Annotated in this window: 21 protein-coding genes; 11 read left to right on the top strand and 10 right to left on the bottom strand. The window is 72.4% G+C overall.

What is annotated here, in order from left to right; all coding sequences use genetic code 11:
* Nucleotides 1–81 precede the first annotated feature (81 nt).
* Nucleotides 82–1,191 carry a tartrate dehydrogenase gene (locus AB0B33_RS26915; protein WP_360776754.1) on the top strand — a complete coding sequence of 370 codons (1,110 nt, stop codon included), beginning with the start codon at nucleotides 82–84 and terminating at the stop codon, nucleotides 1,189–1,191.
* Nucleotides 1,192–1,479: 288 nt separating this feature from the next.
* Here the strand turns inward: AB0B33_RS26915 and AB0B33_RS26920 are convergent, their stop codons facing one another.
* A complete protein-coding gene (locus tag AB0B33_RS26920; protein WP_360776756.1) occupies nucleotides 1,480–2,181 on the bottom strand; it encodes a GntR family transcriptional regulator in 702 nt (233 codons plus the stop codon).
* Nucleotides 2,182–2,282: 101 nt separating this feature from the next.
* Here AB0B33_RS26920 and AB0B33_RS26925 point away from each other — a divergent pair, with 101 nt between their 5' ends.
* From AB0B33_RS26925 to AB0B33_RS26940, 4 genes are read left to right on the top strand one after another with little or no spacing between them, the layout of a single operon-like run.
* On the top strand, nucleotides 2,283–3,551 hold the full coding sequence (locus AB0B33_RS26925) for an MFS transporter (protein ID WP_360776758.1): 1,269 nt from the start codon (nucleotides 2,283–2,285) through the stop codon (nucleotides 3,549–3,551).
* On the top strand, nucleotides 3,548–4,486 hold the full coding sequence (locus tag AB0B33_RS26930) for a phosphoglycerate dehydrogenase (protein ID WP_360776760.1): 939 nt from the start codon (nucleotides 3,548–3,550) through the stop codon (nucleotides 4,484–4,486). The genes AB0B33_RS26925 and AB0B33_RS26930 overlap by 4 nt, the downstream gene beginning before the upstream one ends.
* A gap of 5 nt (nucleotides 4,487–4,491) precedes the next feature.
* Complete coding sequence (locus AB0B33_RS26935; RefSeq protein ID WP_360776762.1) at nucleotides 4,492–5,856, top strand: acyclic terpene utilization AtuA family protein; 1,365 nt, start codon at nucleotides 4,492–4,494, stop codon at nucleotides 5,854–5,856.
* Nucleotides 5,849–6,196 (top strand): DUF4387 domain-containing protein, encoded by a 348-nt coding sequence (locus AB0B33_RS26940; protein WP_360776764.1) that lies wholly within the window; start codon nucleotides 5,849–5,851, stop codon nucleotides 6,194–6,196. Before AB0B33_RS26935 ends, AB0B33_RS26940 begins: the two co-directional genes overlap by 8 nt.
* On the opposite strand, the gene AB0B33_RS26945 is transcribed toward AB0B33_RS26940, so the two are convergent.
* Nucleotides 6,185–7,582, bottom strand: a complete 1,398-nt coding sequence (locus AB0B33_RS26945) for a hypothetical protein (RefSeq protein WP_360776766.1) — start codon at nucleotides 7,580–7,582, stop codon at nucleotides 6,185–6,187. The genes AB0B33_RS26940 and AB0B33_RS26945 overlap by 12 nt on opposite strands.
* A 60-nt stretch (nucleotides 7,583–7,642) precedes the next feature.
* Between AB0B33_RS26945 and AB0B33_RS26950 the strand changes: the two genes are divergently transcribed.
* Together AB0B33_RS26950 and AB0B33_RS26955 are read left to right on the top strand one after the other, a co-directional pair.
* Entirely contained in the window at nucleotides 7,643–8,182 is a 540-nt protein-coding gene (locus tag AB0B33_RS26950; RefSeq protein WP_247022699.1) for a helix-turn-helix domain-containing protein, read from the top strand.
* Between the two features lie 47 nt (nucleotides 8,183–8,229).
* Entirely contained in the window at nucleotides 8,230–9,438 is a 1,209-nt protein-coding gene (locus AB0B33_RS26955; protein WP_360776768.1) for an FAD-dependent monooxygenase, read from the top strand.
* Nucleotides 9,439–9,468: 30 nt separating this feature from the next.
* On the opposite strand, the gene AB0B33_RS26960 is transcribed toward AB0B33_RS26955, so the two are convergent.
* The gene (locus AB0B33_RS26960; RefSeq protein ID WP_360776770.1) at nucleotides 9,469–9,741 is read right to left on the bottom strand and encodes a hypothetical protein; all 273 of its coding nucleotides are present in this window, start codon (nucleotides 9,739–9,741) and stop codon (nucleotides 9,469–9,471) included.
* 234 nt (nucleotides 9,742–9,975) lie between these two features.
* Here AB0B33_RS26960 and AB0B33_RS26965 point away from each other — a divergent pair, with 234 nt between their 5' ends.
* The gene (locus AB0B33_RS26965) at nucleotides 9,976–10,503 is read left to right on the top strand and encodes a hypothetical protein (RefSeq protein ID WP_360776772.1); all 528 of its coding nucleotides are present in this window, start codon (nucleotides 9,976–9,978) and stop codon (nucleotides 10,501–10,503) included.
* 63 nt (nucleotides 10,504–10,566) lie between these two features.
* On the opposite strand, the gene AB0B33_RS26970 is transcribed toward AB0B33_RS26965, so the two are convergent.
* Both AB0B33_RS26970 and AB0B33_RS26975 read right to left on the bottom strand, forming a co-directional pair.
* Nucleotides 10,567–11,607 (bottom strand): ketoacyl-ACP synthase III family protein, encoded by a 1,041-nt coding sequence (locus AB0B33_RS26970; protein ID WP_360776774.1) that lies wholly within the window; start codon nucleotides 11,605–11,607, stop codon nucleotides 10,567–10,569.
* Nucleotides 11,594–11,890, bottom strand: coding sequence for a hypothetical protein (locus AB0B33_RS26975; RefSeq protein ID WP_360776775.1), 297 nt, complete (start codon nucleotides 11,888–11,890; stop codon nucleotides 11,594–11,596). The genes AB0B33_RS26970 and AB0B33_RS26975 overlap by 14 nt, the downstream gene beginning before the upstream one ends.
* 511 nt (nucleotides 11,891–12,401) lie before the next feature.
* Between AB0B33_RS26975 and AB0B33_RS26980 the strand changes: the two genes are divergently transcribed.
* Nucleotides 12,402–13,721, top strand: coding sequence for a GH25 family lysozyme (locus tag AB0B33_RS26980; protein ID WP_360776777.1), 1,320 nt, complete (start codon nucleotides 12,402–12,404; stop codon nucleotides 13,719–13,721).
* A gap of 47 nt (nucleotides 13,722–13,768) precedes the next feature.
* The gene (locus AB0B33_RS26985) at nucleotides 13,769–14,497 is read left to right on the top strand and encodes a D-Ala-D-Ala carboxypeptidase family metallohydrolase (protein WP_360776779.1); all 729 of its coding nucleotides are present in this window, start codon (nucleotides 13,769–13,771) and stop codon (nucleotides 14,495–14,497) included.
* 686 nt (nucleotides 14,498–15,183) lie between these two features.
* On the opposite strand, the gene AB0B33_RS26990 is transcribed toward AB0B33_RS26985, so the two are convergent.
* The 5 genes from AB0B33_RS26990 to AB0B33_RS27010 form a co-directional block, all read right to left on the bottom strand.
* Nucleotides 15,184–16,278: a helix-turn-helix domain-containing protein gene (locus AB0B33_RS26990; protein WP_360776781.1), complete on the bottom strand. Its 1,095-nt coding sequence runs from the start codon at nucleotides 16,276–16,278 to the stop codon at nucleotides 15,184–15,186.
* Between the two features lie 141 nt (nucleotides 16,279–16,419).
* Nucleotides 16,420–17,160: a DUF1206 domain-containing protein gene (locus AB0B33_RS26995; RefSeq protein WP_360776783.1), complete on the bottom strand. Its 741-nt coding sequence runs from the start codon at nucleotides 17,158–17,160 to the stop codon at nucleotides 16,420–16,422.
* A gap of 97 nt (nucleotides 17,161–17,257) precedes the next feature.
* Nucleotides 17,258–18,475, bottom strand: a complete 1,218-nt coding sequence (locus AB0B33_RS27000; protein WP_360776785.1) for a sigma-70 family RNA polymerase sigma factor — start codon at nucleotides 18,473–18,475, stop codon at nucleotides 17,258–17,260.
* A complete protein-coding gene (locus tag AB0B33_RS27005) occupies nucleotides 18,475–18,852 on the bottom strand; it encodes a YciI family protein (protein WP_247022711.1) in 378 nt (125 codons plus the stop codon). Before AB0B33_RS27005 ends, AB0B33_RS27000 begins: the two co-directional genes overlap by 1 nt.
* A 124-nt stretch (nucleotides 18,853–18,976) precedes the next feature.
* Complete coding sequence (locus AB0B33_RS27010) at nucleotides 18,977–19,921, bottom strand: ABC transporter substrate-binding protein (protein WP_360776787.1); 945 nt, start codon at nucleotides 19,919–19,921, stop codon at nucleotides 18,977–18,979.
* Nucleotides 19,922–20,848: 927 nt separating this feature from the next.
* On the opposite strand from AB0B33_RS27010, the gene AB0B33_RS27015 reads away from it, so the two are divergent.
* Nucleotides 20,849–23,680: an AAA family ATPase gene (locus AB0B33_RS27015; protein WP_360776789.1), complete on the top strand. Its 2,832-nt coding sequence runs from the start codon at nucleotides 20,849–20,851 to the stop codon at nucleotides 23,678–23,680.
* Nucleotides 23,681–23,763 lie beyond the last annotated feature (83 nt).

A 23,763-nucleotide genomic window follows, 5' to 3' on the forward strand; every position in this document is an offset into this window, starting at 1 on the left:
GGATAGGTTGCCGCGAGCGATCTTGCCGGGGTGCCGGGCGGCCGTCCACAGTGGCGGGACCCCTACTTCGAGGAGCGGCTCGTGCACCACCGCATCGCGGTCATCCCCGGCGACGGCATCGGGCGGGAGGTCGTCCCGGAAGGTTTGCGCTGCCTGCGTGCCGCGGCCGACGTCCACGGCTTCGGGCTCGAGACGACGGAGTTCGATTTCGCCTCCGCGGACTATTGGCTGGAGCACGGCGAAATGCTGCCGCCGGACTGGCAGGAGATCCTTTCCGGCTTCGACGCGATCTTCTTCGGCGCGGTCGGGTGGCCGTCGGTCGTGCCCGACCACGTGTCGCTGTGGGGCAGCCTGCTGAAGTTCCGGCGCGGGTTCGACCAGTACGTCAACCTGCGGCCGGTCCGGCTGCTGCGCGGGGTGCGGGGCCCGCTGCGCGGCCACGGGCCGGGGGACATCGACTTCCTCGTCGTCCGCGAGAACACCGAGGGGGAGTACTCCAGCATCGGCGGCCGGATCTTCGAGGGAACCGACCGCGAGACGGTGCTGCAGGAGACGGTGATGACCCGGACGGGCGTGGACCGCGTGCTGCGCTACGCCTTCGACCTCGCCGCCGCCCGGCCGCGCAAGCACCTGACGTGGGCGACCAAGAGCAACGGGATCTCGATCTCGATGCCGTACTGGGACGAGCGCGCGGCGGCGATGGCCGCGCGGTACCCGGAGGTCACCGCGGACAAGGACCACATCGACATCCTCGCGGCCAAGTTCGTGCTGAACCCGCGGGCCTACGACGTGGTCGTGGCGAGCAACCTCTTCGGCGACATCCTGTCCGACCTCGGCCCGGCGTGCACCGGCACGATCGGGATCGCGCCGAGCGCCAACATCAACCCCGACCGCACACGGCCGAGCCTGTTCGAGCCGGTCCACGGCTCGGCCCCGGACATCGCGGGGCAGGGCATCGCGAACCCGGTGGCCCAGATCTGGAGCGGCGCGATGATGCTGGACCACCTCGGCGAGCCGCAGGCCGCCGCACACGTCGTCGCGGCGATCGAAGGGGTGCTGGAGGAGCGGCCGGAGGTGCTCACTCCCGACCTGGATGGTTCGGGAACGACCGAGAGTTTGGGTGCGGCGATCGCGGAGCGGATCGGTCACGGGTCGCGGCGGGCGTCTTCCGATACCGGTGCCTCCGCCTGAACCGCCGGCGCGTAGTGCGCGGACCAGTGCGGGTGCTGGTGGAGCGGTCGGAGGTGCTCACTCCTGACCTGGGTGGTTCGGGAACGACCGAGGGTTTGGGTGCGGCGATCGCGGAGCGGATCGGTCACGGGTCGCGGCGGGCGTCTTCCGATACCCGTGCCTCCGCCTGAACCGCCGGCGCGTAGTGCGCGGACCTGTGCGGGCGCCGGAGGTGCTCACTCCCGACCTGGGTGGCGAGGGAACGACCGAGGTCCGGAGTGAGCGATCGCGGAGCGGCTCGTCACCGCGTCATGAGCTCGCGAGCAGGTCCCCGAGGCCGCCCCTGGCGTCTTCCAGTACCAGCGCCTCCGCCTGAACCGAATCGCCCGCCCGCAGCGCGCGGACCAGTGCGCGGTGGGTCTCGTAGCGGTCGAGACCGAACGTCTCGTCCACGCTGACGCGCTCGAGCACCCGCGAGCGCCGCTCCGGGTAGGAGAACACCCGGGTCTGGTCGAGGAGGCGGACGAGCACCGGGTTGCCCGCGCACGACTCGACCAGGCCGTTGAAGCGCTGCAGGGCGTCGAAGAGCCGGCCCACGTGCTTCTCGACGTCCTGGCCGGATTCGTGGCGCTGCTTGATGAGGATGAGCAGGTCGTCGGCCTCGTCGAGGACCGCGTCGAGGCCGTCCAGCTGCTCCGGCGTCGCGTGGCGGGCGGCGAAGCGGGCCACCATGCCGCGCAGGCCGACCTCGACCTCGGCGAGGTCCTGGACGGCGGCGCCGCCGAACACCGCCACCTTCACCGTGCGCGGGCCGGCGCGTTCGATCAGGCCGTCCTGCTCGAGGCGCCGGATGGCCTCGCGCACCGGCGTCGGGCTGACCGACAGCCGCTCGGCGAAGCCGCGCTCGGTGACCTTCTGGCCCGGGCGCAGCTCGCCGGTGGTGATCGCGTCGCGCAGCGCCCGGTACACGCGGTCGGCGAGCGTGTCGGTCTGCAGTGCCTCACCCATCATGCGCCCAGCCTACTGGCCATGGCAAAACTTGTTTGCAACTATTGACCATCTTGCTATAGCAAAAGTACGGTGGCGGCCATGCCCAAGGGAAGGTGCCGACGATGACGTTGACCACCCCGCGCGTCCGGCCGGGACGCATCACGTTCTTCGTGGCTCTGGCGGTCTTCGCGCAGGAGTCGACGTGGAACCTCTACGACTCCCAGGTCCCGCCCCTGCTGCGCGAGCACGTCGGCAGCGCCGCGCTGATCGGCGCCCTGATGGGCATGGACAACCTGCTCGGCATCTTCATCCAGCCGTGGATGGGCAACCGCTCGGACGGCACCCGGACGGCGTGGGGCCGCCGCATCCCGTACCTCGTCGCCGGCATGCCGGTCGCGGCCGTGCTGTTCGTGCTCATCCCGCACGCCGCGGTCTCGCTGCCGCTGCTCGTCCTGGTGATGTTCGGCTACGCGCTCGTCGCGAACTCGTTCAAGCCGATCGCCGAGTCGCTGCTCCCGGACTTCATCGCCCCCGAACGCCGCGGCCGGGCCAACGCGGCGGTCAAGATCGCCTCCAGCATCACCGTGATCGTCGCCGCGCTGATCAGCCTCTTCCTCATCGACGACTTCCCGAAGCTGTCCTTCGCGATCCCGGCGGTCCTGATGCTGGTGTCGATCGGCGTGCTCGCCTGGCGGGTGCGCGACAGCGACTCCCCGGCCTACCGGGCCGCGCTCGAAGAAGACCGCGCCGGCCACGCGGAAAACTCCCCGCGGGTGCGGATGCGGGACGTCCTGCTCGACATCCTGCGGGACACCGACCGCAGCCGGCTGCTGGTCATCCTGGCCGTCTTCGCGTTCGGCGGCGCGTGGTTCGCGTCGCGCTCCCTCGTCACCAACTACGGCATCGAGACGCTCGGCGTGTCCCGCGGTGACGCCGGCGGCCTCACCCTGCCCAGCGGCCTGGCGTTCCTCGCGGCCGCCTACCCGGTGGCGCTGTTCGCCGAACGCTTCGGGCGGCTGCGGGTGATCCTGATCGGGATGGCCGTGTTCGCCGCGGCCATGGTGCTCGGCACCGTCGTGCGGACACCCACCGGCACGATCGTCGCGATGTGCGTGGCGGCCGCGGGCGCGGCGGCGTTCATGGTCAACGCGGCGGTCGTCCTGTGGAACCTCGCGCCCTCGGCCCGCGTGCTCGGGACCTACACCGGGCTCTACACCGTCGGCTGGTCGAGCGGCGGGTTCCTCGGGCCGGCGCTGGTCGGCGGCATGGTCGACGTGACCGGCTGGCCGTTCCTGCTGCTCGACATCGCGCTCGTCACGGCGATCGCGGTGCTCCTTATCGCCCGCGTCGCCGTGCTGCAGCGGCGCCGCACCGACGGGCGCGTCCTGTGAACCGGGTCCTGGTCACCACCGACTACCTGCGCCCCGGCGACGAGGTCGACGAATACCTGCGCGGCGCCGGGCTGGAAACCGTGCACGCTCCGATGAACGGCAAGCGCGATCCCGAGCAGCTGGTCGAGGCGCTCGACGGGATCGACGCGGCGCTGGTCGCCAACGAGCCGCTCTCAGCCGGCGTGCTGGCCCGCGCGCCGAAGCTGCGCGTCATCGTCCGGACCGGCGTCGGCTACGACTCCATCGACGTCGAAGCCGCCGCCCGCCGGGGGATCAGCGTCAGCACCCTGCCCGGCGTCAACGCGAACGCCGTCGCCGAATACACCATGGGGCTGCTGCTCGCCGGTGCGCGGCGGCTCGTGCAGTCGGCGTCCGGGGTGGCGGCGGGAAAGTGGCCGCGCGAGGACGGGCGCGAACTGCGCGGGTCGACGCTCGGGCTCATCGGGTACGGCGCTTCCGCACGGGCGGTCGTGCCGCTGGCGCGCGCGTTCGGGATGACCGTCGTCTGCACGTCCGGCCTGCGCGGCCCGGACGTCCGGTTCACCGGGCTGCCCGAGCTGCTGTCCACTTCGGACTACGTCTCGGTGCACACGTCGCTGACCGACCGGACGCGGGGACTGCTGGACGCCTCGGCGTTCAAGCTGATGAAGCCGGCGGCGGTGCTCGTCAACACCGCCCGCGGCGCGATCGTCGACGAGGCGGCGCTGGTTTCGGCCGTGGTGTCCGGCGAGATCGCCGGCGCGGTGCTCGACGTCGTGTGCGAAGAGCCGTTGCCGCTCGACAGCCCGTTGCGCGGGGTGGCCGGGATCGTCGTCTGTTCGCACCTGGCCGGGCAGACCGCCGAAGCACGCCGGGCCGCCGGTTTGCGCGGTGCCGAAGAACTGGTCGCGGCCCTGGACGGCCGGGCCCGGTACGTGGTGAACGGAGAGGGATGAGGGACATGGACAAGGTGCGCGTACTGGCGCCGAGCGGGATGCTCGGTGCGGGCTGGGACCACGCCACGGTCGAACGCGGCATCGCCCTGGGGGCCGACGTCATCAGCATCGACGGCGGGTCGACGGACTCCGGCCCGTACTACCTGGGTGCCGCGACGGCCAAGACGACCGCCAAGGCCGTGGCGCGCGACCTGCGCAGCCTGTTCACGGCCGCCGCGGGCGCCGGGATCCCGGTGATCGTCGGGTCGTGCGGGACGAGCGGGACCGACGCCGGCGTCGACTGGGTCGCCGGGATCGCCGCCGAGGTGCTCGCGGAGGAGGGCCTGGACCTGAAGGTCGCGAAGATCTACAGCGAGCAGGACGCGGCCGAGCTGAAGGAGCACCTGGACGCGGGCCGCGTGCACCCGTTGCCCCCGTTGGGGGAACTGGCCGCCGAGACCCTGGAAAGCTGCACGCACATCGTCGGCGCGATGGGGCACGAGCCGATCGCCGAGGCACTGCGCGCTGGCGCGCAGGTCGTCCTGGCGGGCCGGGCGACCGACACGGCGGTGGCGGCGGCGTTCCCGCTCCTGAAGGGCATGCCGGCCGGGCCGACGTGGCACGCGGCCAAGATCGTCGAATGCGGCGGCCAGTGCACGGACAACCCGCGCGCGGGCGGCGTCCTGGCGACCATCGACGCCGGCGGCTTCACGATCGAGCCGCTCGACCCGGGCGCGGCGTGCACGCCGATCCTGGTGGCGGCGCACATGCTGTACGAGACGGCGAACCCGTTCGAGATGCGCGAACCCGACGGCACGCTCGACGTCCGCGAGGCGGTGTACACCGCCGTCGACGACCGGACCGTCCGCGTCACCGGGTCGCGGTTCCACGTCGCGGACCAGCACACGATCAAGCTGGAGGGCGCGCGGATCACCGGGTACGAGACGATGTCGTTCGCGGCGATCCGCGACCCGCTGGTGCTGGCCGACATCGACGAGTGGGCCGCCCTGATGCGTGCGCTGATCACGCAGCGGGTGGGTCAGACGCTGGGCCTCGCCGCCGACGAATATGCGTTCGACCTGCGGCTGTACGGTCACAACGCGGTGCTGGGCTCGTTGGAGCCCGAGGCTGGTCCGCCGCGCGAGGTAGGCGTGATGCTGCTGGTCAACGCGCCGGACCAAGCCACGGCGACCGCGGTGGCGAAGGTGGCCAACCCGCTGATGCTGCACCTGCCGACGCCGTCGATGGACTACCTGCCGAGCTTCGCGTTCCCGTCGTCCCCGGCGGAGGTCGAACGCGGGGCGGCGTACGAATTCGTGCTCAACCACGTCGTCGACTGCGCGCCATCGGACCTGTTCCGGATCGAGTTCGAGGGGAAGACCCATGCCTGAAACCACTTTGGCGGACCTGGCCTACGAGGTCCGCTCCAAGAACGCGGGCCCGTTCTGGGTGACGATGGAGTTGTTCATGCGCGACGCCGACGGCTATCGCGTGGCGGCGGACGAGGAATTCCTGAACGAGCGGGTGGTGGCTTTGCTTTACCACGTCGACGAGGCAACGGTGCAGATCTTCCGCATTCCGTCGTTGAACGTCGTGAAGATTTCGTTCCCCCGGCCGGTGAGCCAGGGTTCGCTGCGGGACCGGGACATGCACGCGGGTCAGCACCACGTACCACTGGCGGGAATGGTCGTGCGTCACGCGTCGGATCCCCACCGCGCTTCAGTTCGATGAGGTCGAACGCCTCGAGCCCGGTCGGCCGCGGCCCCGGCGCCGCAGAAAGCGCTTGATCCACCGGCTTCCGCGGTGGTTCGTGCTCTCGGGTCGAGGATCTGTGGAGGGCCGGGCGCGCCGGGAGCCCGGCCGCGCCTGGGCGGCCAGCCACCCGGCGATGTCGGCGACCACCGCCGGGTCGACGTGCTGCGGTACCTCGTACCCCGCGGGCGTCGACGGCCCCTCGCCGCGGAAGAACAGGTGGTCGTCGGCGTCGTGGACGCGGATCGTGACGTCCGGCCGGTGTGCCAGGCCCGCCCGCCAGCGGGCCAGGTCGCCGGCCGCCGTCACCTGGTAGTCGCGGCCGCCCTGCAGGATGAGCATCGGCTTGGCGAGTTCGGCCGCGGTCGCCACCGGGTCGTAGGTGCGGAGGTCCAGCCAGTACGACGCCGGCCAGCCGAAGAGCAGGTCCGCCGCCGGGGTAGCGGGCGTCAAGCCGGGGCTTTCGACGAGCGCGGCCTGCCGGGTGACCGCCTCGACGGCCGCCGTCATGGCCGGGCCGGGGTCCAGCTCGGCGAGGTAGCGGACGACCCGGACCGCGGCCCGGGGCAGCGGCAGCGTGTCCCCGGCGAGGCTCACCAGGCCGGCGATCGACGCGTCGGCGGCCGCGACCCGCGGGGCCGCCTTGCCGCCGCCGCTGTGGCCGAGGACGAAAACCCGCTCGGCGGCCACCGTCCGCTGCTCCCGCAGCAGGCGGACGGCGGCGAGCGCGTGCGGCACGTACTCCTCGGCCATCGTGAACCCGGGTTCGGCGCCGACGTGGGGGTGCGTGCCGGTCACCTTGTCGAACCGGGCCACCGCGACGCCCCGGCTCGCCAGCCCCCACGCCAGGTCCTTGAACGGCTTGTTCGGACCGGTCGTCAGGTCGCGGTCGAACGGTCCCGAGCTGAGCAGCACCAGCCCCGGCCACGGGCCGCGCCCGGCCGGGACGGTCAGCGTGCCGGGCACCGCCGGCGGGCCGGAACCGACGGTGACTTCCCGCTCGGTGAACCGTTTCGGGGTGGCGTAGTCCGGTGGCTCCCAGGCGGCGCCGGCGGGCGGCCCCAGCCGCAGGCCGTGCAGCAGGCCGGCGTGGTCGACCGACATGACCACCGTGAGCCCGCCGCGCTCGCAGGTCACCGGGACGCGTACCCGGACCAGCCCCGCTTCGCCCGGCTCGCTCACCGCGCCCCCGACCGCCGAGACCGGCCCGATCTTGGCGATTTCGCCCTCCCAGCCGACGCGCAGCGTCTCGGCCGAGGCCACCGCTCGCAGCCTCGGCGCGAACAACGCCTCGACGTCGGCGAACCGCCGTTCGGTGGCCAGCCCGACCACTGCCGCGGCGACCGCCGCCGGTTCCTCGTCCACGTTCTCCCCCCACCATTCTCGCTTTTTGCGAACGGTAGCACCGTGTGAGATCGTTCGGTAGTGGACACCTTGGAACTGCTGGCGCACCCGGTCCGGCTGCGGATCGTGCACGCCATGCGCGGCGGCCGGACGCACACCACCGCCCAGCTCTGCGCGGTGCTGCCGGACGTCTCGAAGGCCATGGTCTACCGGCACGTCGAGCTGCTCGCCACGGGCGGGATCCTGCGCGTGGCCGACGAACGGCGCGTGCGCGGCGCGGTCGAGCGCCACTACGAGCTGCGCCCGGAACGCGCGTCGATCGATCCCGAGACGGCCGCGGCACTGTCCACCGAGGACCACCGGCGCGGGTTCGCCGTCGCGGTCGCCGCCCTCGTCGCCGAGTTCAACGCCTACCTCGACCGCGAGAACACCGACCCCGCCACGGATCCGGTCGGTTACCGGCAGCACGCGGTCTGGCTCAGCCGCGACGAACTGATCGCGATGAACGACGAACTGCGCGCCGCCATCCTGCCCCGGCTGGCCCACCCGCCTGCCCCCGGCCGCACCCGGTACCTGCTCAGCCCCATCCTCTTCCCCAGCGAGGAGCCCGCTGCCGACTGACGTGCCGCTGTACTATCCCGGCACTGATCCGAACGGCAGGGGGAACGATGAGCGGTATCAGGGTTTTGGTGTCCGGCGCCAGCATCGCGGGGCCCGCGCTGGCCCACTGGCTGCGCCGCCGCGGGGCCGAGGTGACCGTGGTGGAGCGGGCGCCCGGGCTGCGTCCCGGCGGGCAGGCGGTCGACGCGCGCGGCGTGACCAAGGAAGTCATCCGGCTGATGGGGCTGGACGAGGCGGTGCGCGCGGCCCGCACGCAGACCGCCGGCGCGCACACCGTGGACGCGGACGGGAACGTGCTGGAGACCTTCAGCGCGGAGGACGACGGCGGCGACGGCTACATCACCGAGATCGAGATCCTGCGCGGTGACCTGTCCCAGGTCCTCTACGACGACACGCGCGACGGCGTCGAGTACGTCTTCGGTGACCGGATCGCCGAGCTCAGCCAGGACGGCAGCGGCGTCGACGTGACGTTCGCGAGCGGTGACTCGCGGCGCTTCGACCTGGTGATCGGGGCCGACGGGCTGCACTCGTCGGTGCGGGGAATGGTCTTCGGGCCGCGCGAGCGGTTCGTCCGCCACCTCGGGCACGTGCTGGCGTTCTACAGCGTGCCCAACGAATTCGGGCTGGACCGCTGGCTGCTGGACTACCAGGAGCCCGGCCGGTCGGCCTGCCTGCGGCCGATCGGGGACGCCACCCGCGCGATGGCCATGTTCTCCTTCACCGCGGCCGACTTCGACGTCGACTACCGAGACATCGAGGCCCAGAAGCGGTTGCTGCGCGAGCGGATGGCGGACTTCGCCTGGCTGACCCCGCGCATCCTCGCGCACGTCGACGACACCCCGGACTTCTACCTCGACCAGGTCGCCCAGGTGGTGATGGACCGCTGGTCGAGCGGGCGGGTCGGGCTGCTCGGGGACGCGGCGTTCAGCTCGTCGCCGCTGTCCGGGCAGGGCACCGGGCTGGCCCTGATCGGCGCCTACCTGCTGGCCGGGGAGCTGGCCGCCGCCGGCTGGGACCCGGCGGCCGGGTTCGCCCGGTACGAGGAGCTGATGCGGCCGTTCGTCGAGGCCAACCAGGAGATCGGCCGGTTGCACGCGAAGATGCGCGGCATCCCCGACCCGGACGCCGAGCCGGCCGCGGAGCCGGACACCGAGTGGCTCACCGACCTGGTCCAGCGCGCGGTCAACGGCGTCGAGCTGCCCGATTACGCGGGGGTGCCGGACTCCGGGCCGTCGGTCACCTCGGTGTCGCGGTAGGGCTCCGCCGCGGTCGTCCGATGTGGACTGTCAGCGGTCCACATCGGACTTCCGCGGCGGGCCGAGTTCCTCGGCGAGCACGGCGTCGACCTTCGCGGCGGCCCGGCGCAAGGCGAGCACGGCCCAGACGACCACCGCGATGATCGCGATGGCGGTCGTCCAGGCGTAGCCCTCGTCGGCGGGCACCACCGCGATCGTGGCCGCGGCCAGGAACGGCCAGCGGCCCGCCGGGGTCGTGCGGAGGTGCCATCGGGGGGAGGCGGAATCGTGGGCGGTCAGGAAGACGGGGCCATGAGCGCTCACCAGGCGTCGACCTTTCCTTCGGGGGTGTGGCAACGCACGGATAGTCGACCGGGAGAGCCTTCGGGTTACTGACTGCGACCGCATTGGCCGCGAACGGGTGGAAAATACACTCGAACGAGTGATCCTCGGTTCCAAAGTAGCGGAGGCAGCCTCCGTAACCCGAAGAGGTTACTTCCCGCGCTCGGCCGGCCCGGCCGCTCTACGGTGATTTCAAGATCGACCAGGGGAGCCACCGTGCGTCTTCGTTCCATCACCGCAGTCGTCCTGCTGGCCTGCACCTCCGCCGTCGTGCCGGCCGTGACGGGCGTGGGTGCGCAGGCCCTCGCGCTGTACCCGTGCCCCGAGGTGCGGGACCCGCCCGACTACACGTTCTCCAACCCGTCGCGGTCGTGGCTGCCGACGAACCTGCGCAGCGACTACCTCCGCGGCCCGGGCACGATCACCTACAACAAGACGGCGACGTCGACGGTGAACGCGTCGATCACGGGCACGACCAGCGCGGAAGCGGGCGTGATCTTCGCGAAGGCCAGCGTCTCCCTCGCGGTGAGCGTCGGCGCGAGCTACGCGAAGTCCGACTCGTGGTCGTACGCCGCGACGGTGCCCGCCGGGAAGCTCCTGCGGCTGCAGCAGTACAAGGAGGCGCGGACGTTCACCGTGCGCAAGTACCACATCGTCCCGCCGTGCACGACGAAGTACCTGTGGACGAAGAAGGTCTCGGCGCCGGTCAAGAACGCGAGCTACCTCTGGCAGCTCGTCGGCTGAGCCGGCCCGCCGTCGTCGGCTGACGGCGCCTGCCCGGCGAGGTGGCCTCGCCGGGCAGGCCGGTCAGTGCGCGGCAGCCGGGCCGAGCTGCAGGACCACGGCCGTCCACGTCATGCCGACGCCGATGCCCAGCAGCAGCACGTGGTCGCCCGGGCCGGCTTCGCCCGTGCGGAGCAGGTGGTCGAGCGCCACGATCTGGTCGCTGGCGCCCAGGTGGCCGACCCGCAGTCCCAGCTCGGTCATCGTGCGGTGCTCCGGGATGCCGAGCGGGCGCAGGATCTGCGTGTGCACCAGGCGGCGGCCGTAGTGCGGGGCACAGATCCGGGCGATGTCGGGCAGGTCGACACCCGCGTCGGACAGTGCGGTCTTCACGACGTTCGTGACGCCGTCGGCGTTGCGGCTGTCGACGTGCGCCGGACCGCCGTGGCGGCCGAGCCACTGGCGCTTGCGGGCGCGGATGTCGAGCGACTGGTGCGCGGTGATGCTGGCCGGGCGGAACGGCTCGTTGCCGCGCTGCAGGCCTTCCAGCGACGGATCGGTGTAGGAGGCGATCGCGCGGATCCGCGCCAGGCCGGGCCGCCGCGACAGCACGACCGCGCTGCCCGCGTCGCCGTAGACGATGCCCGTGTCGGTGGACCAGTGCGGGAAGCCGGGTGCGCCGAACCGGTCGCCCGCGGTGATGAGCGCGGCGTCGTGGTCCGGGCGGCCGCGCAGCACGCTCGCCGCGACGTCCAGGCCGGCCACCAGGCTGTTGCTCATCGCGCCGAGCTCGAGCGTCAGGCCGGGACCGGCACCGACACCGAGCTGGTCGCGCACGTAGGACGCGGCGTGCCAGAAGTCGATGCCGGAGTGGTAGATCCCGGCGTGCAGGCACAACGTCGGGAACACCGGCCCGCCGCCGGTGCTTTCCGCCTGGCGCAAGGCCTCCCGCCCCGCGCGCACCGCGAGTTCGGGGCCGGGCAGCCCGGCGACGGCGGTGGAGAGCTGGCCGGTCCGGCCGGCGTCGGCGACGGTGAACTCACCGGCCGCCAGCGGGGCGGCGACCGGGGTCAGCGCCCCGACGTCGGTGCCGATCCCGTTGAGGTGCAGGTCATCCACGCGCATCCGTGGCCACCTCCGGCAGTACGGCTTCGATCTCCGACAGGGTGTCGTCGAGGTGGAGCGGGGGAGCGGACACGCAGCCGGCGACGGCGAGCTCGGCGGCGACGGCTGCGGCGCTTCCTCCGGCGAACCGGTGGAAACCCGCGAAGCAGGCCGGTCCGGTGCCCGGAACGGCGATGGCCAGGTGCGCCCAGCCGGTTTCGCGGTCCCAGCGCACGATCAGCCGGGTGGGCCCGGTGACGGTGTGGGTCTCGCGCAGCACCTGTGTCAACGTCGTGGCGGTCAAGCAACTTCCTTTCGGCACGGCGAACAGCACGCACCGAGGGGCGCGCGTTGGCGAAGGATGGACGGGGACGCGTCGTCGGGCCCCTGGGAACACCGGGAAACCTACCGCGATGATCATGCGCGGTCTGCCACCCCCCGATACACAGAGTGATCGAGCGAACTGCTACTGGAGTGGATTTTCCCCAAACAGCCAGGAATCCCGTGGGGACGATCATGAGATTCCTTCGGGTGTTGATTACACTCGGTAGTGTTCGAGTGGTCGGCCGACGAAGTCGATGCGCAGCCCGGTGCAGAGGGCGAACATCCTCGACCGCCGGCTGACCGAACTCGGCGTCGGCCGGCGCGGAAGGCCTGTGGACGCAGGACTTCGGCACCCCACACGGGCGCAGCCGTCCCAGCGCTGTCCCACCGCGCCGGCGTTGTCGCTGGTCCGGTGGGGTGGGACTGTCCCGGCGTCCCGAGCCGGGCGCGGAACCGCCACCGGCGGGCCGGGTGCTGCCAGCCTGCTCGCCATGCAAAGACTCGCTCTGGCCGTCGCGGTGGTGCTGGTGCTGCCCGCCGCGGCCGCCACCACCGCCGCGGCCGCACCCGTCGCGGTGTGCGGGCACACCAGCGCCCAGCCCACCCTCAAGCAAGGGGCGACCGGCACCGAGGTCGCCGAAGCCCAGTGCCAGCTGAACCTCGCCACCAAGGCGAGCCGGTACACGCCCATCGGCGCGGACGGCTCCTTCGGCCCGGCGACCGACGCCCGGGTGCGCGTGTTCCAGGCGTGCGCCGCGCTGAGCGTGGACGGCCAGCTCGGGCCCAACACGTGGGCCGCGCTGAACACCTGGTCCGCGCACCCCCGCAAATGCGCCACCCAGGGCACTTCGAGCACCGCGCAGAGCGTCGTGTGCGGTCACTCCACCGCCCGGCCGACCCTGCAGAGCGGCTCCACCGGCGTGGCGGTCAAGGAGCTCCAGTGCCGGCTGAACCTCGCCATGGAGCCGGGCCACTACCCGCCGCTGACGATCGACGGCAACTTCGGGGACGGCACCCGCAACCGGGTGATCCAGTTCCAGCACTGCGTCAACGCCAGTGCCGACGGCGTCGCCGGGCCCACCACCTGGGCGAAGGTCACCGACTGGTCGAGCCGCAACGCCTACTGCGTGCCGCCGAAGCCCGCCGGGCACCCGATCGACGGCGTCGACACGGCGAAGTACCAGCACCCCGGCGGCGCGCCGATCAACTGGGGCGCGGTGAAGGCGTCCGGCGTGGAGTTCGCGACGGTCAAGGCGACCCGCGGCCTCAACGTCACCGACGAGTACCTGGCCACGGACCTGCCCGCGGCCCGCAACGCCGGCCTGGCCGCGGGGCCGTACCACTTCTACACGGGCACCGCGGCCAATACCGGTGGGGCGCAGGCGGACCGGTTCATCGCCGCGGTGAAGGCCACCGGGTACACCGGCAAGCGCGCCGGTGACCTGCCGCCGGTGTTCGACCTGGAGTGGAAGGACGACGGCTCGGGCGGCTGCCCGCCGTACGTGACCGTCGCCGACGCCAAGGCGTGGCTGGACAAGGTGCAGGCGGCGTTCGGCCGGACCCCGATCATCTACACCCAGAAGTCGTTCCTGGACGCGTGCCTCGGCGGCACCACGGCGTTGTCGGGCTACCCGATGCAGCTCGCGGACTACCGCCAGTCCGTCACGCAGCCGGCGCTGCCCGCCGGGTCGAAGACGTGGCTGATGTGGCAGTACACCGACGCGGCCATCCCCGACGGCATCCCCGCGCCGGCGACCGGCGACGTCTTCAACGGCACCCAGGCCGACCTCGACCAGCTCGCCAACCGCTGAACCCCGCCCGAAATCCCCGCTAGGAAAGGACGAGAATGAGTCTCCCCATGAGCCGCCGCACGGCGCTGCGCGGCGCGGCGGTCATCGGCACCGCCGCCGTGGTCAGCCCGCTGCTGCTGGCGGGCACGGCCCAGGCGTACCCGTGGTCCCGCACCCTGGTGCAGGGCACCACGGGCGCCGACGTCACCGAGCTCCAGATCCGCGTCGCCGGCTGGGCGGCCGACTCGCCCAGCCACAGCCGCGTCTCGATCGACGGCGAGTTCGGCCCCGGCACGGCAGCGGCGGTCCGCCGCTTCCAGGCGGCGTACGGCCTGGGCGCGGACGGCCAGGCCGGCCCGGCCACGCAGGCGGCGCTCAACGCGCTGGAGCAGAGCGACGGGTCGACGGTGCACTTCGACTTCAGCGAGTTCACCGACCGGATCAGCGGAACGTTCAACGGCGGCAAGGTCAGCGCGGCCACCGCCAAGGAGAACGCCCGCCGCTGCATGTACAAACTGGAGGCGGTGCGCAAGAAGCTGGGGAACAAGCCGATCACGGTGAACTCCGGGTTCCGCAGCATCGCGCACAACGCGGACATCGGCGGCGCGACCGACAGCATGCACCTGTACGGCACGGCGGCCGACCTGAACGTGCCGGGCGTGGCGAACAAGACGGTGTACCAGAAGGCGGAGACCAGCGGGTTTTCCGGGCTGGAGACGTACAACACCGACCACCAGCACGTGGACAGCCGAGCCGACCTCGGCCGCGCGTGGTGGTGGGAGAACGGCACGGTCTGACCGGCCGGCCGGGGGCTGCCGCCGGAACCCGACGGGACGCCGAGGGTTCCGGCGGCAGCGAGCGCCGGCCGCGGGCTGGGCTTTGGGGGAGCGGGTCTCGGCGCGGGGCTGGTGTTGCCGGAAGCCGGTTCTGGCCGGTGCCGCAGGCCTGAGCGAGCCGGAAGCCGGTTCTGGCTGGTGCCGCGGGCCTGAGCTAGCCGGAAGCCGGCGCGGTCGGGGCCGCGGGGCCGTGCTTTTGCAAGCGATTCCCGGTGCGGGCTTGTGTTCACCGGAAGGCAGTTCCGGTCCATGCCTCGCGGCCTGAGCGAGCCGGAAGCCGGCGCCGTCGGGGCCGCGGGGCCGTGCTTTCGGAAGCGATTCCCGGTGCGGGCTTGTGTTCACCGGAAGCCGGCCCCGGTCCATGCCTCGCGGCCTGAGCGAGCCGGAAGCCGGCGCCGCCGGGGTCGCGCGGCGACCTGCGGCGTCGGGAAAAGCGGGCGGCGGAGCCCGCGCGTGCCGCGGTGGCTTGTGGTCGCCGGAAGGTGTGGGCCCGGTCCGTGCCGCGGGGCCCGCGCCCTCCGGAACCAAGTCCCGGCGCGGGGCTTGTGCTCGCCGGAAGCCGGCCCGGTCCGTGCCGCGGAGTCCGTGCCCTCCGGGTCCGTTCGCGGGCCGCCCCTCGGGGAGGGCTCGGGCTCCGCCCCGCTCGCTCAGTGCGGCGGGGTGTTCTGGAGCGCCGCCGAGCAGGCGGGCCAGTCGTGGAAGTCGTGGCGGGCGGCCCACAGGCGGTGGGCCGCTTCGATGTTCCACGCCGGGTCGAACGCCTGGCGTGGGGTGCCACCCAGTTCGAGGAGGCGGGCGTCGGAGATCTGGAAGACGCCCCAGTTGCGGCTGCCGTTCGTGTTCGGCAGCACCCACAGCGGGTCGAGGAACGAGGCGCAGCGGGCGATCGCCACCGCCGTGTCCGGCGCCTCGGTGAACACGGTACGGACCCGTTGCTCCACCATCGCCGTCGACCAGCCCGCCATGCTGGTCCGGTGGTCGTACAGCGCGTTCTTGGTGGCTTCGTCGACGACGCCGCGGGCGGGCAGGCCGGCCAGCACCTGGAACGCCGTGACCCGGCGCAGTGTCTCCGGGCCGAACGAGCCGTCCACCGAAAGCCGGGCCTGGGCCGCGGTCAGCAGGTTCTGCACCTCGGTGACGCACTCGTCGTGCTGACCCATGCTCACCGGCGGCTGGCAGCCGGGGGAGAACAGCACCCGGTCGGCGTACCGGCCCGGTGCGGGCCCGCCCGCCGTCCCGCCGACGGCGGCCCAGGCCAGGCCGCCCGCCAGCAGGGCCGCGATCGTGATGGCCACCGCGACGTACCCGCGTCTGCGCGGCGACCGGAACGATGACCGCGCCGGCAGCGACCCGGCTTGCCCGGCCGGCACTTCGCCGGCCTGCGCGGCCGGCACCACGCCTGCCCCCGCGGCCGCTGCCTCGCCGGCCTGCGCGGCCGGCACCACATCTGCCTGCTCGGCTGGCGCTCCGGCGACCTGCTCCGACGGCACCTCCTCGACCCGTCCCGCGTCGGCCAGGGCCCACAGCTGGTGCAGCTCGCGCAGCTCCTCCGTGGACGCGCCGCAGACCTTGGCGAACGAGTGGACCACCCGGTAATCGGCGGGCACGCTCTTGCCCGAGCAGTACCGGTGCAAACTGGAACCGCTGACCCCGGCGCGCCGGCCGAGGCGTTCGTAGCCCTGCCCGCTGCGGTCCTTCAACATGCGCAGGTAGGCGGCGAACTTGTCCATGTGCGGAGTCACGGTGACAGAACCACCTCGCTCGGGCCGCGGATGACCGACGGAAGTTAACACCGTCCCACCGGTTGCCGGGCGAAAACCGACGGATTGGTCCACACGGCCGGTTACGCGCCGCCCAAGTGGTGGCACACCAACGGTTCCGCGTCAGATCTTGCGGTAGCGGCTCTCGAACAGGGCGAACACCCCGAAGACCGCGATGCCGGCGGCCAGCGCCAGCAGCATCGCCTGCCCGTAGGGCTGGACCGCCAACGTCTTCAGCGCCGGGTCCAGGCCGCCGGCTTTGGCGGGGTCGTACTCGACGGCGGCGATGACGAACATCGCGCCGACCGTGCCGTACGCCAGTGCCATCGCGCACCAGCCGACCTGGCCGAGGCGGACCGTCGAACGCTTCACGGCCGGGGATGCCCCGCCGAAATCGAGGTCGTGGACGAACTTCTTGCGGATGCCGCGGTAGGCCAGGAACGCGGCGACCGCGAGCACCGCGCCGCCCGCCGTGATCACCGCCGCGGCTCCCCAGGGCTCGGCCAGGGCCGTGGCCACGATCGAGCCCGCTTTCCCCGAGCCGCCGGTCGCGATCTTGCCCGCGCTGTAGGCGACCAACGCGTACAGGACGACCTCGACGCCGCTGGTCACGCGCCGCACCCGGCGTCGGCGTGCGGGTGCGTTGCGGTGGCCCGTGATCGCCTCGGTGAGCTGCCACAGCGCCAGCAGCCCGGTGCCGCCGGCGATCAGCCAGAGCAGCCACGCGCCGCCGCCCGCCGCCACGATCTGCAGCGCGCCGGCCTTGTCGGCCTTTTCGTTGTCGCCGAGCGCCACCTGCGCCGCCAGCCACGCCACGACCAGGTGCACGATGGCGTAGCAGACGAGGCCGATTCGGGCGAACAAGCTGAATCCTCGGATGTCGGGCACCCGCGCATCCTGGTCCATCACGGCTCGCTTGACCAGGGTTCCGCCGGACAGATGCCGCGAAGCACGTGAGACGTCAGTCCAGCGCGGCCGCCTTCCGCAGCAGCACCGAGCGTTCGCGCTGGTTGCTGCACAGCCGGGCGGCCAGGTCCAGCTCGGCGCGGGCCTCGGGGCGCCGCCCGAGCCGGGCCAGCAGCTCGCCGCGGACGGTCGGGACCAGGTGCGATCCGGGCAACCGGTCCGTGGCGACCAGTTCGTCGACGATGGCCAGTGCGGGCTCCGGCCCGGTGGCCATGGCCACCGCGACGGCCCGGTTGAGCTCGACCACCGGCGAGGGAGCGACCCGGCCGAGTGCCTCGTACAGCACCACGATCCGCTCCCAGTCCGTCTCGTCGACCGAGGGCGCCGTCGCGTGGGTCGCGGCGATCGCGGCCTGCAGGCCGTACGGGCCGAGGCCGTGGGGAGCCGCCTTGGCCAGCGCGGCCAGCCCGCGGTGGATCCCTGCGTGGTCCCACGTGCGCCGGTCCTGGTCCTCGAGCAGGACCGGCTCGCCGTCCGGGCCGGTCCGGGCCGGGAAGCGCGCGGCCGTCAGCTCGCACAACGCGAGCAGGCCGTGCACCTCGGGCTCGGCCGGCAGCAACGCGGCGAGCGTGCGGGCCAGCCGGATCGCCTCGTACGCGACGTCGGGGCGCACCAGCCGGTCTCCCGACGTGGCCGTCGACCCCTCGGTGAAGATCACGTAGAGGACGCTGAGCACGCCGCCCAGCCGCGCTTTGCGCTCGTCGGCCGGCGGCACCTCGAACGGCACCCCGGCCGCGGCGATCGTCTTCTTGCCCCGGGTGACGCGGGCCTGCACGGTCGGCACCGGCACGAGGAACGCGCGGGCGATCTCCTCGCTGGTCAGGCCGCCGACCACACGCAGGGTCAGCGCCACCCGGGCTTCGGGGGACAGCACCGGGTGGCAGCTGGTGAACACCAGCGCGAGGACGTCGTCGTCGATCCGGTCCGGGTCGGCGTCTTCGACGGCCGGTTCGTCGTCGGCCGCCAGCAGGGCGTAGCGGTCCTGGAGGGCGGCGCGGCGGCGGATCGCGTCGATGGCCCGCCGCCGGGCCGTGGCCCGCAGCCAGCCGGCCGGGTTGGCCGGCGGGCTGAGCGGCCACGACACCAGCGCCTCGGCCACCGCTTCCTGCGCGGCGTCTTCGGCGAGCCCGAAGTCGCCGGTGAACCGGGTCAGCGCGGCGACGATCCGCGCCGACTCGATCCGCCAGACGGCTTCGACGGCGGCGGCGTCCATCAGGACTCGCCGCCGGTCTCGGGGGTCTCGTCGCTGCCGGCCACGCGGCGGACCTCGATCTTGGACCCGCGGGCCGCCGGTACCCGCGTGGCCCACTCGACCGCCTCCTGCTTCGTGGCGACTTCGAGCAGGAAGTAGCCGCCGAACAGTTCCTTCGTCTCGCCGTACGGCCCGTCGGTGACCACCGGGGTCTCGCCGCCGAAATCGACCACGACACCGTTGCCCGGCAGGTCGAGACCTTCGGCCGCGAGCAGGACACCGGCCTTGAGCAGCTCCTCGATGAACTTCCGGCTCGCGGCCATCATCTCGTCGATGTCGGCCATCATGGCCGCGTTCGACTCGTCGGTGCCCCGCATGATCAGCATGTACTTCGGCATCGTGCGCTCCTCGTCCGGCGCGGGCCGCCGCTCGGCCCTCGCCCCCCTTTGTCGAACGGGCGGCGCGCGGATCAACACGACCCCGGAAAAACTTTTCGCCCGGCCGAGGATGGCACACCGGGCGTCATCTGCCGGCTTGCGGTCCGATCATCGAGTTCACGTCGATCGGGGACGGGATGGCGCCGAGCTGCAGCAACAGGTCCGGCACCCGCTGCAGCCGCCGCGAGTCCAGCACCGAGCCGTAACCCGGCAGGGTGAGCAGCTTGGCCGTGTCCTCGTCGATCTTGGCGAACCGCACCAGCAGCGGCTCGACCTTGCCGCGGTCGATCAGGGTCTCGTGGGTGGCCTTCTGCAGCGCGCGCTGGAACGCGGCCAGCGACTTCGGGTTCTCCCGCACCCACTTGCGCGTCGCGCCGTAGCCGGTCAGCGGGAAGTCCTGGGTCGCGCCGGTGTTGATGTCGATCACGGGGATCGCGCCGACCGTCTTGGCGGCCTGCGTGATGTAGGGCTCCGGCAGGTAAGCGGCGTCGGCCTGGCCCTGCTGGAGCGCGGCGGCGATGTTCGGCAGGGCGACCAGCGTCCATTTCACCTTGCCGAAATCGACGTTGTGGTCCTGCATCACCGACCGGGTGAGCAGATCGGACGCGGTGTTCTTGGCCGTGATCGCGATCTTCTTGCCCGCCAGGTCGAAGATTGTCTTCACCGGGGAATTCGGGACCGTGACGATCGCATTGGACTTGGGGTTGACCGACGTCGCGTCGGCGACCAGCTGCATGTCGGCGGAGCCGGAGCTGCGCGCGATGAAGAACGGCGGGTAGGTGGAGAACGCTATGTCGGCTTCGCCGGAGATCGCTTTCGACAGCGACGCCTGACCGCTGGAGGCGATCACGGACTCGACCGTGAGGCCCTCGGCCTGGAAGTAGCCGCCCTCCTGGGCCAGCCAGAACGGCCCGAGGTCCGTGGTGGGCAGGATGGAGACCTTCAGCGTGTGCTTTTCCAGGCCGCCGCCGCTCGAGGCGGAGTTCGAGACCTCCGCACCGAGTGCGCCGCAGCCGCCGGCGGCGGCCATGACGGCCGCGACAGCGAGCGCGACGTGACGAGTGCGAACCCGGCTTCTGCTCCTGGCTATTCCGAACAAGGCCTTGCTCCTCGACAGGAGATCATGGGTGAGGTACCGAGTCCAAGGGGTGTGTGTGAATCATTCCCCGGAGTCAGGCAGGTCACTGTAGGCACCCGTTCGGCACTTGACAACGCGGCCGTACATCGAAAACGGGAATTCACCACAATGGCCGCACGAATGCTTGACCGAAGATCTTGTTTATGGCCGCGAGGTGTCGTTGTCGGCTACGAATTGTTTCGCCGGAAAGGGGGTGGGCCCGCTGATTCCGGAGAGGTGCGCCCCGCGTTCGGTGATTCGGGACGGTCCGGTTCGGCCGTCCGGCATTTGCCGGGTGAACACGTTCCGTGAACACCTCGGCAGGCGCTCGGCGGTGTCCGGTGGGCCGGCGACCCCTGGGCAGGTGGCCGGGGAGCGGGTGCGGAAAACGTGGTCCGATGCCGTCCGGCGAGGCGGAAAACAACGAATGGCCGCCGCCCGGCAACGTCGAGTTCAAACGCTCGCCGGGTGCCGCGGGTACGGATCTTTGGGGGCACCGCGGCCTCGTCGAAATCTTCGAACTGCCGGGCGGGCGGACGCGGGACGACCGGCGGCGCGTCGCGGTCCCTCGGTCGAAGTCCTTGTCGGTGACCGGATCCGTCGGCGGTAACGCCGTTTTCCCGCGTTCCGTCCGGGTGGCCGTCTCGGCGATCTCCGTCGCCGCGCACGGCGGGACAAGCCATTCTTCCGCGCAGCGGAATCACGCTCGGATCACGAAACGGGATTATTATCGAAATGGATGTTTGCCCGGAAGGGAAGCCTTGGTTAACGGCCGGGCGATCCGGGTTCGCCCCACCATACCTCTTGTTGGGCAACAAGTTTTCCTCTTATTATCTCCGTGTGCGACCGCTCACCGACGGTACCGAGCTGCTGGTCGGTCGGGACAGTGAGCTGTCCTGGCTGGTCGCCTGGATCCGTGACGTGGGCACCGGCCGCGGCCACGCCGTGCTGGTGGACGGCGAGCCCGGCATCGGCAAGTCCGCGTTGGTGCGCACGGCTTGCGCGACCGCGACCGACGCGGGCTGCCAGGTGTACTGGGGCGCGGGCGACGAGCTCGGGCAGGCACTGCCGCTGCTGCCGCTGCTGGACGCGTTGCGGATCACCCCGGCCGCGCGGGATCCCCGCCGGGTCGCCATTTCCAAGCTGCTGCGGGGCGGCGCCGTCGCGGGCAAGGGCGCCGACCTCGCCGCCCGGGCCGCCGAGCAGCTGATCGCGCTGGTGGACGAGCTGTGCCAGGACGGCCCGGCGGTGCTGGTCGTCGACGAGCTGCAGTGGGCCGACCGCACGACGGTGGCGGTGTGGAGCAGGCTGGCCCGGTCGGTCCGGCAGCTCCCGCTGCTCCTGGTCGGCGTGCTGCGCCCGATCCCGCGCCGCGACGACCTGCGCTCGCTCTTCCGGATCGTCGGGCCGGGCGAGCGGTTGCGGCTGGGCCGGTTGCCGGAACCGGCGGTGCTGGAACTGGTGGCCGAGCTGGCCGGCGGCAAACCGGGCGAAGACCTGGCGCGGCTGGCCGCCGGCGCCGCCGGTAACCCGTTGTACCTCACCGAACTCCTCGACGCGCTGACCAGGAGCTCGTGCCTGGAGGTCGACACCGCGGGCATCGCGGAGCTGACCGGCGCGGCGACACCGGACTCGCTGCCGGAGGCGATCGCGGACCGGCTGGGCTTCCTCCCGGAGCCCGCGCGGGGCGTGCTGCGCGCGGCGGCGCTGCTCGGCGTCGGCTTCTCGGTCGCGGACCTGGTGACGGTGACGAACACCCCGCTCGCCGACCTGCTGCCCGCCCTCGACGACGCCCGTGCCGCCGGGGTGCTGGTGGCCGCGGGAGACGACCTGGAGTTCCGGCACCCGCTGATCCGCACGGCGTTGTACGACGACATGCCGACGGCGGTCCGGGTCGCCTGGCACCAGGGTGCCGCGTGGGCGCTGGCGGAGGCGAACGCGCCGGTCGAGCGGGTCGCGCGGCAGCTGCTGCCGATGGTGTCCACAACGGACAGCCGGGTGCCGGTGCCCGCGTGGGCCGTGCGGTGGCTGCTCGACGTCGCCACGCCGCTGATCGGCCAGGCGCCGGTGGTCGCCGTCGCGCTGCTGCGCCGCGCGGTGCGGGACGCGCCGCTCGACGACGCCGTGACCGGCGCGCTGGCCTGCCGGCTGGCCGACGCGTACTTCGGGGTCGGCAACGTCGCGCAGGCCGAGCGGATCGCCGGCCGCGCACTGGATCGCGTGCGCGACCCCGACGTGCGCGTCGACCTGTACACCACGGTCGTCCAGTGCCGCGCGATGACCGGCCGGTCCGCCGAGTTCCTCGTCGAGCTGAACGAAGCCCTGACCCAGCCCGGCTTGCTGGCCCGGCACCGCGCCCGCTTGCTGGTGCTCATCGCGCGCACGCACCGCTACATCGGCGAGGTCGACACCGCGGGCCGGGTCGCGACCGAGGCACTGTCCGAGCTCGGCCCGGTCGAAGACCGCTGGGCGACCGGGTGGGCGTTGCACGTGCTGAGCCTGGTCGCGATGGTGCGCGGCGAATGGACCGAGGCGCTGCCGCTGTTCGAGCGCGCGATGGCCATCGTGCGGGGCGATCCGGCGCTGATCGACCTGACCCTGCAGCTGCGCATCAACCAGTCGGTCACCTTCGGCGCGCTCGACCGCTACACCGAGGCGCACGCCGCCGCCGCGCAGGCGCGGGAACTGGCCGACCGCACCGGCAGCGTCGTGCGGCTGAGCGAGGCCCAGAGCGCGCTCGGGCAGCTGCTGCTCGGGGCCGGCCGGTGGGACGACGCGCTCGCCGAGGTCGACGTCGTCCCGGACGATCGCAAGGACCCGAGCGTGGTGTGCTGCGACCACGGCGTCGCGGCGATCATCCACTTCCACCGCGGCGAGGCGGCCGCCGCCCGCCAGCACCTCGACGTCGCCGCGGCGTACTGGGAACGCATCGGCGACCGGGTGGTGGAATCCCTGGTGCGGGCCCGCAGTCTCGCCTTCGAGTACGCCGGCGCGCCGGAGCGGGCGCTCGCCGTGCTGACGGCCGTGCTGGCCGGCGTGGACGCGGGGGAGGACCTGCTGGGCGACGCCGCCCGGCTGGCCACGACGATCGGCGACGTCCGGACCGCGACGGAGATCGAGGCCAGGGTGAGCGCGCTCGCCGCCGGATCCGCCGTGCCGCACCTCGGCGCGCTCGCGTTGTACTGCCGCGGGTTGCTCGACGGAGACGCGACGACGTTGCTGCGCGCGGCCGACGGCTACCGCGACGCGGGCCGGCCGCTGTCCCGGGCGAAGGCGCTGGAGGCCGCCGCCATCGCGTTCGCCAGGGCCCGCGAGGAAGACCGCGGTTCGGCGCGGGCCGCGTTCACCCACGCGGTCGACCTGTACGCGGAGCTGGACGCGCAGTGGGACGTGGCCCGCCTGCGCGCCCTGTTCCGGGCGTTCGGCATCCGCCGCGGCCCGACGGTGAAGCACCGCCAGACCACCCACGGCTGGGACAGCCTCACCCCGACCGAGGGGAGAATCGCCGCGCTGGTGGTCGAAGGCCTGTCGAACCCGCAGATCGCGGCCCGGTTGTACCTGTCCCCGCGGACGGTGGGCACGCACGTGTCGCACATCCTGAACAAGCTGGGGGTGCATTCGCGCATCGACATCGCGAGGGAAGCGGCCCGGCACCAGTCCGCCTCGGGCTGAGGCGAATCCGGTCAACCCCCGACCTCCGGCGCGCCGCCCTGGTGGCAGGCGCGCCGGAGGTGCCGGAAGTGGCTTCGCGAACG

Source organism: Amycolatopsis sp. NPDC049159, assembly GCF_040648295.1.
Classification (GTDB): Bacteria; Actinomycetota; Actinomycetes; order Mycobacteriales; family Pseudonocardiaceae; genus Amycolatopsis; species Amycolatopsis pretoriensis_A.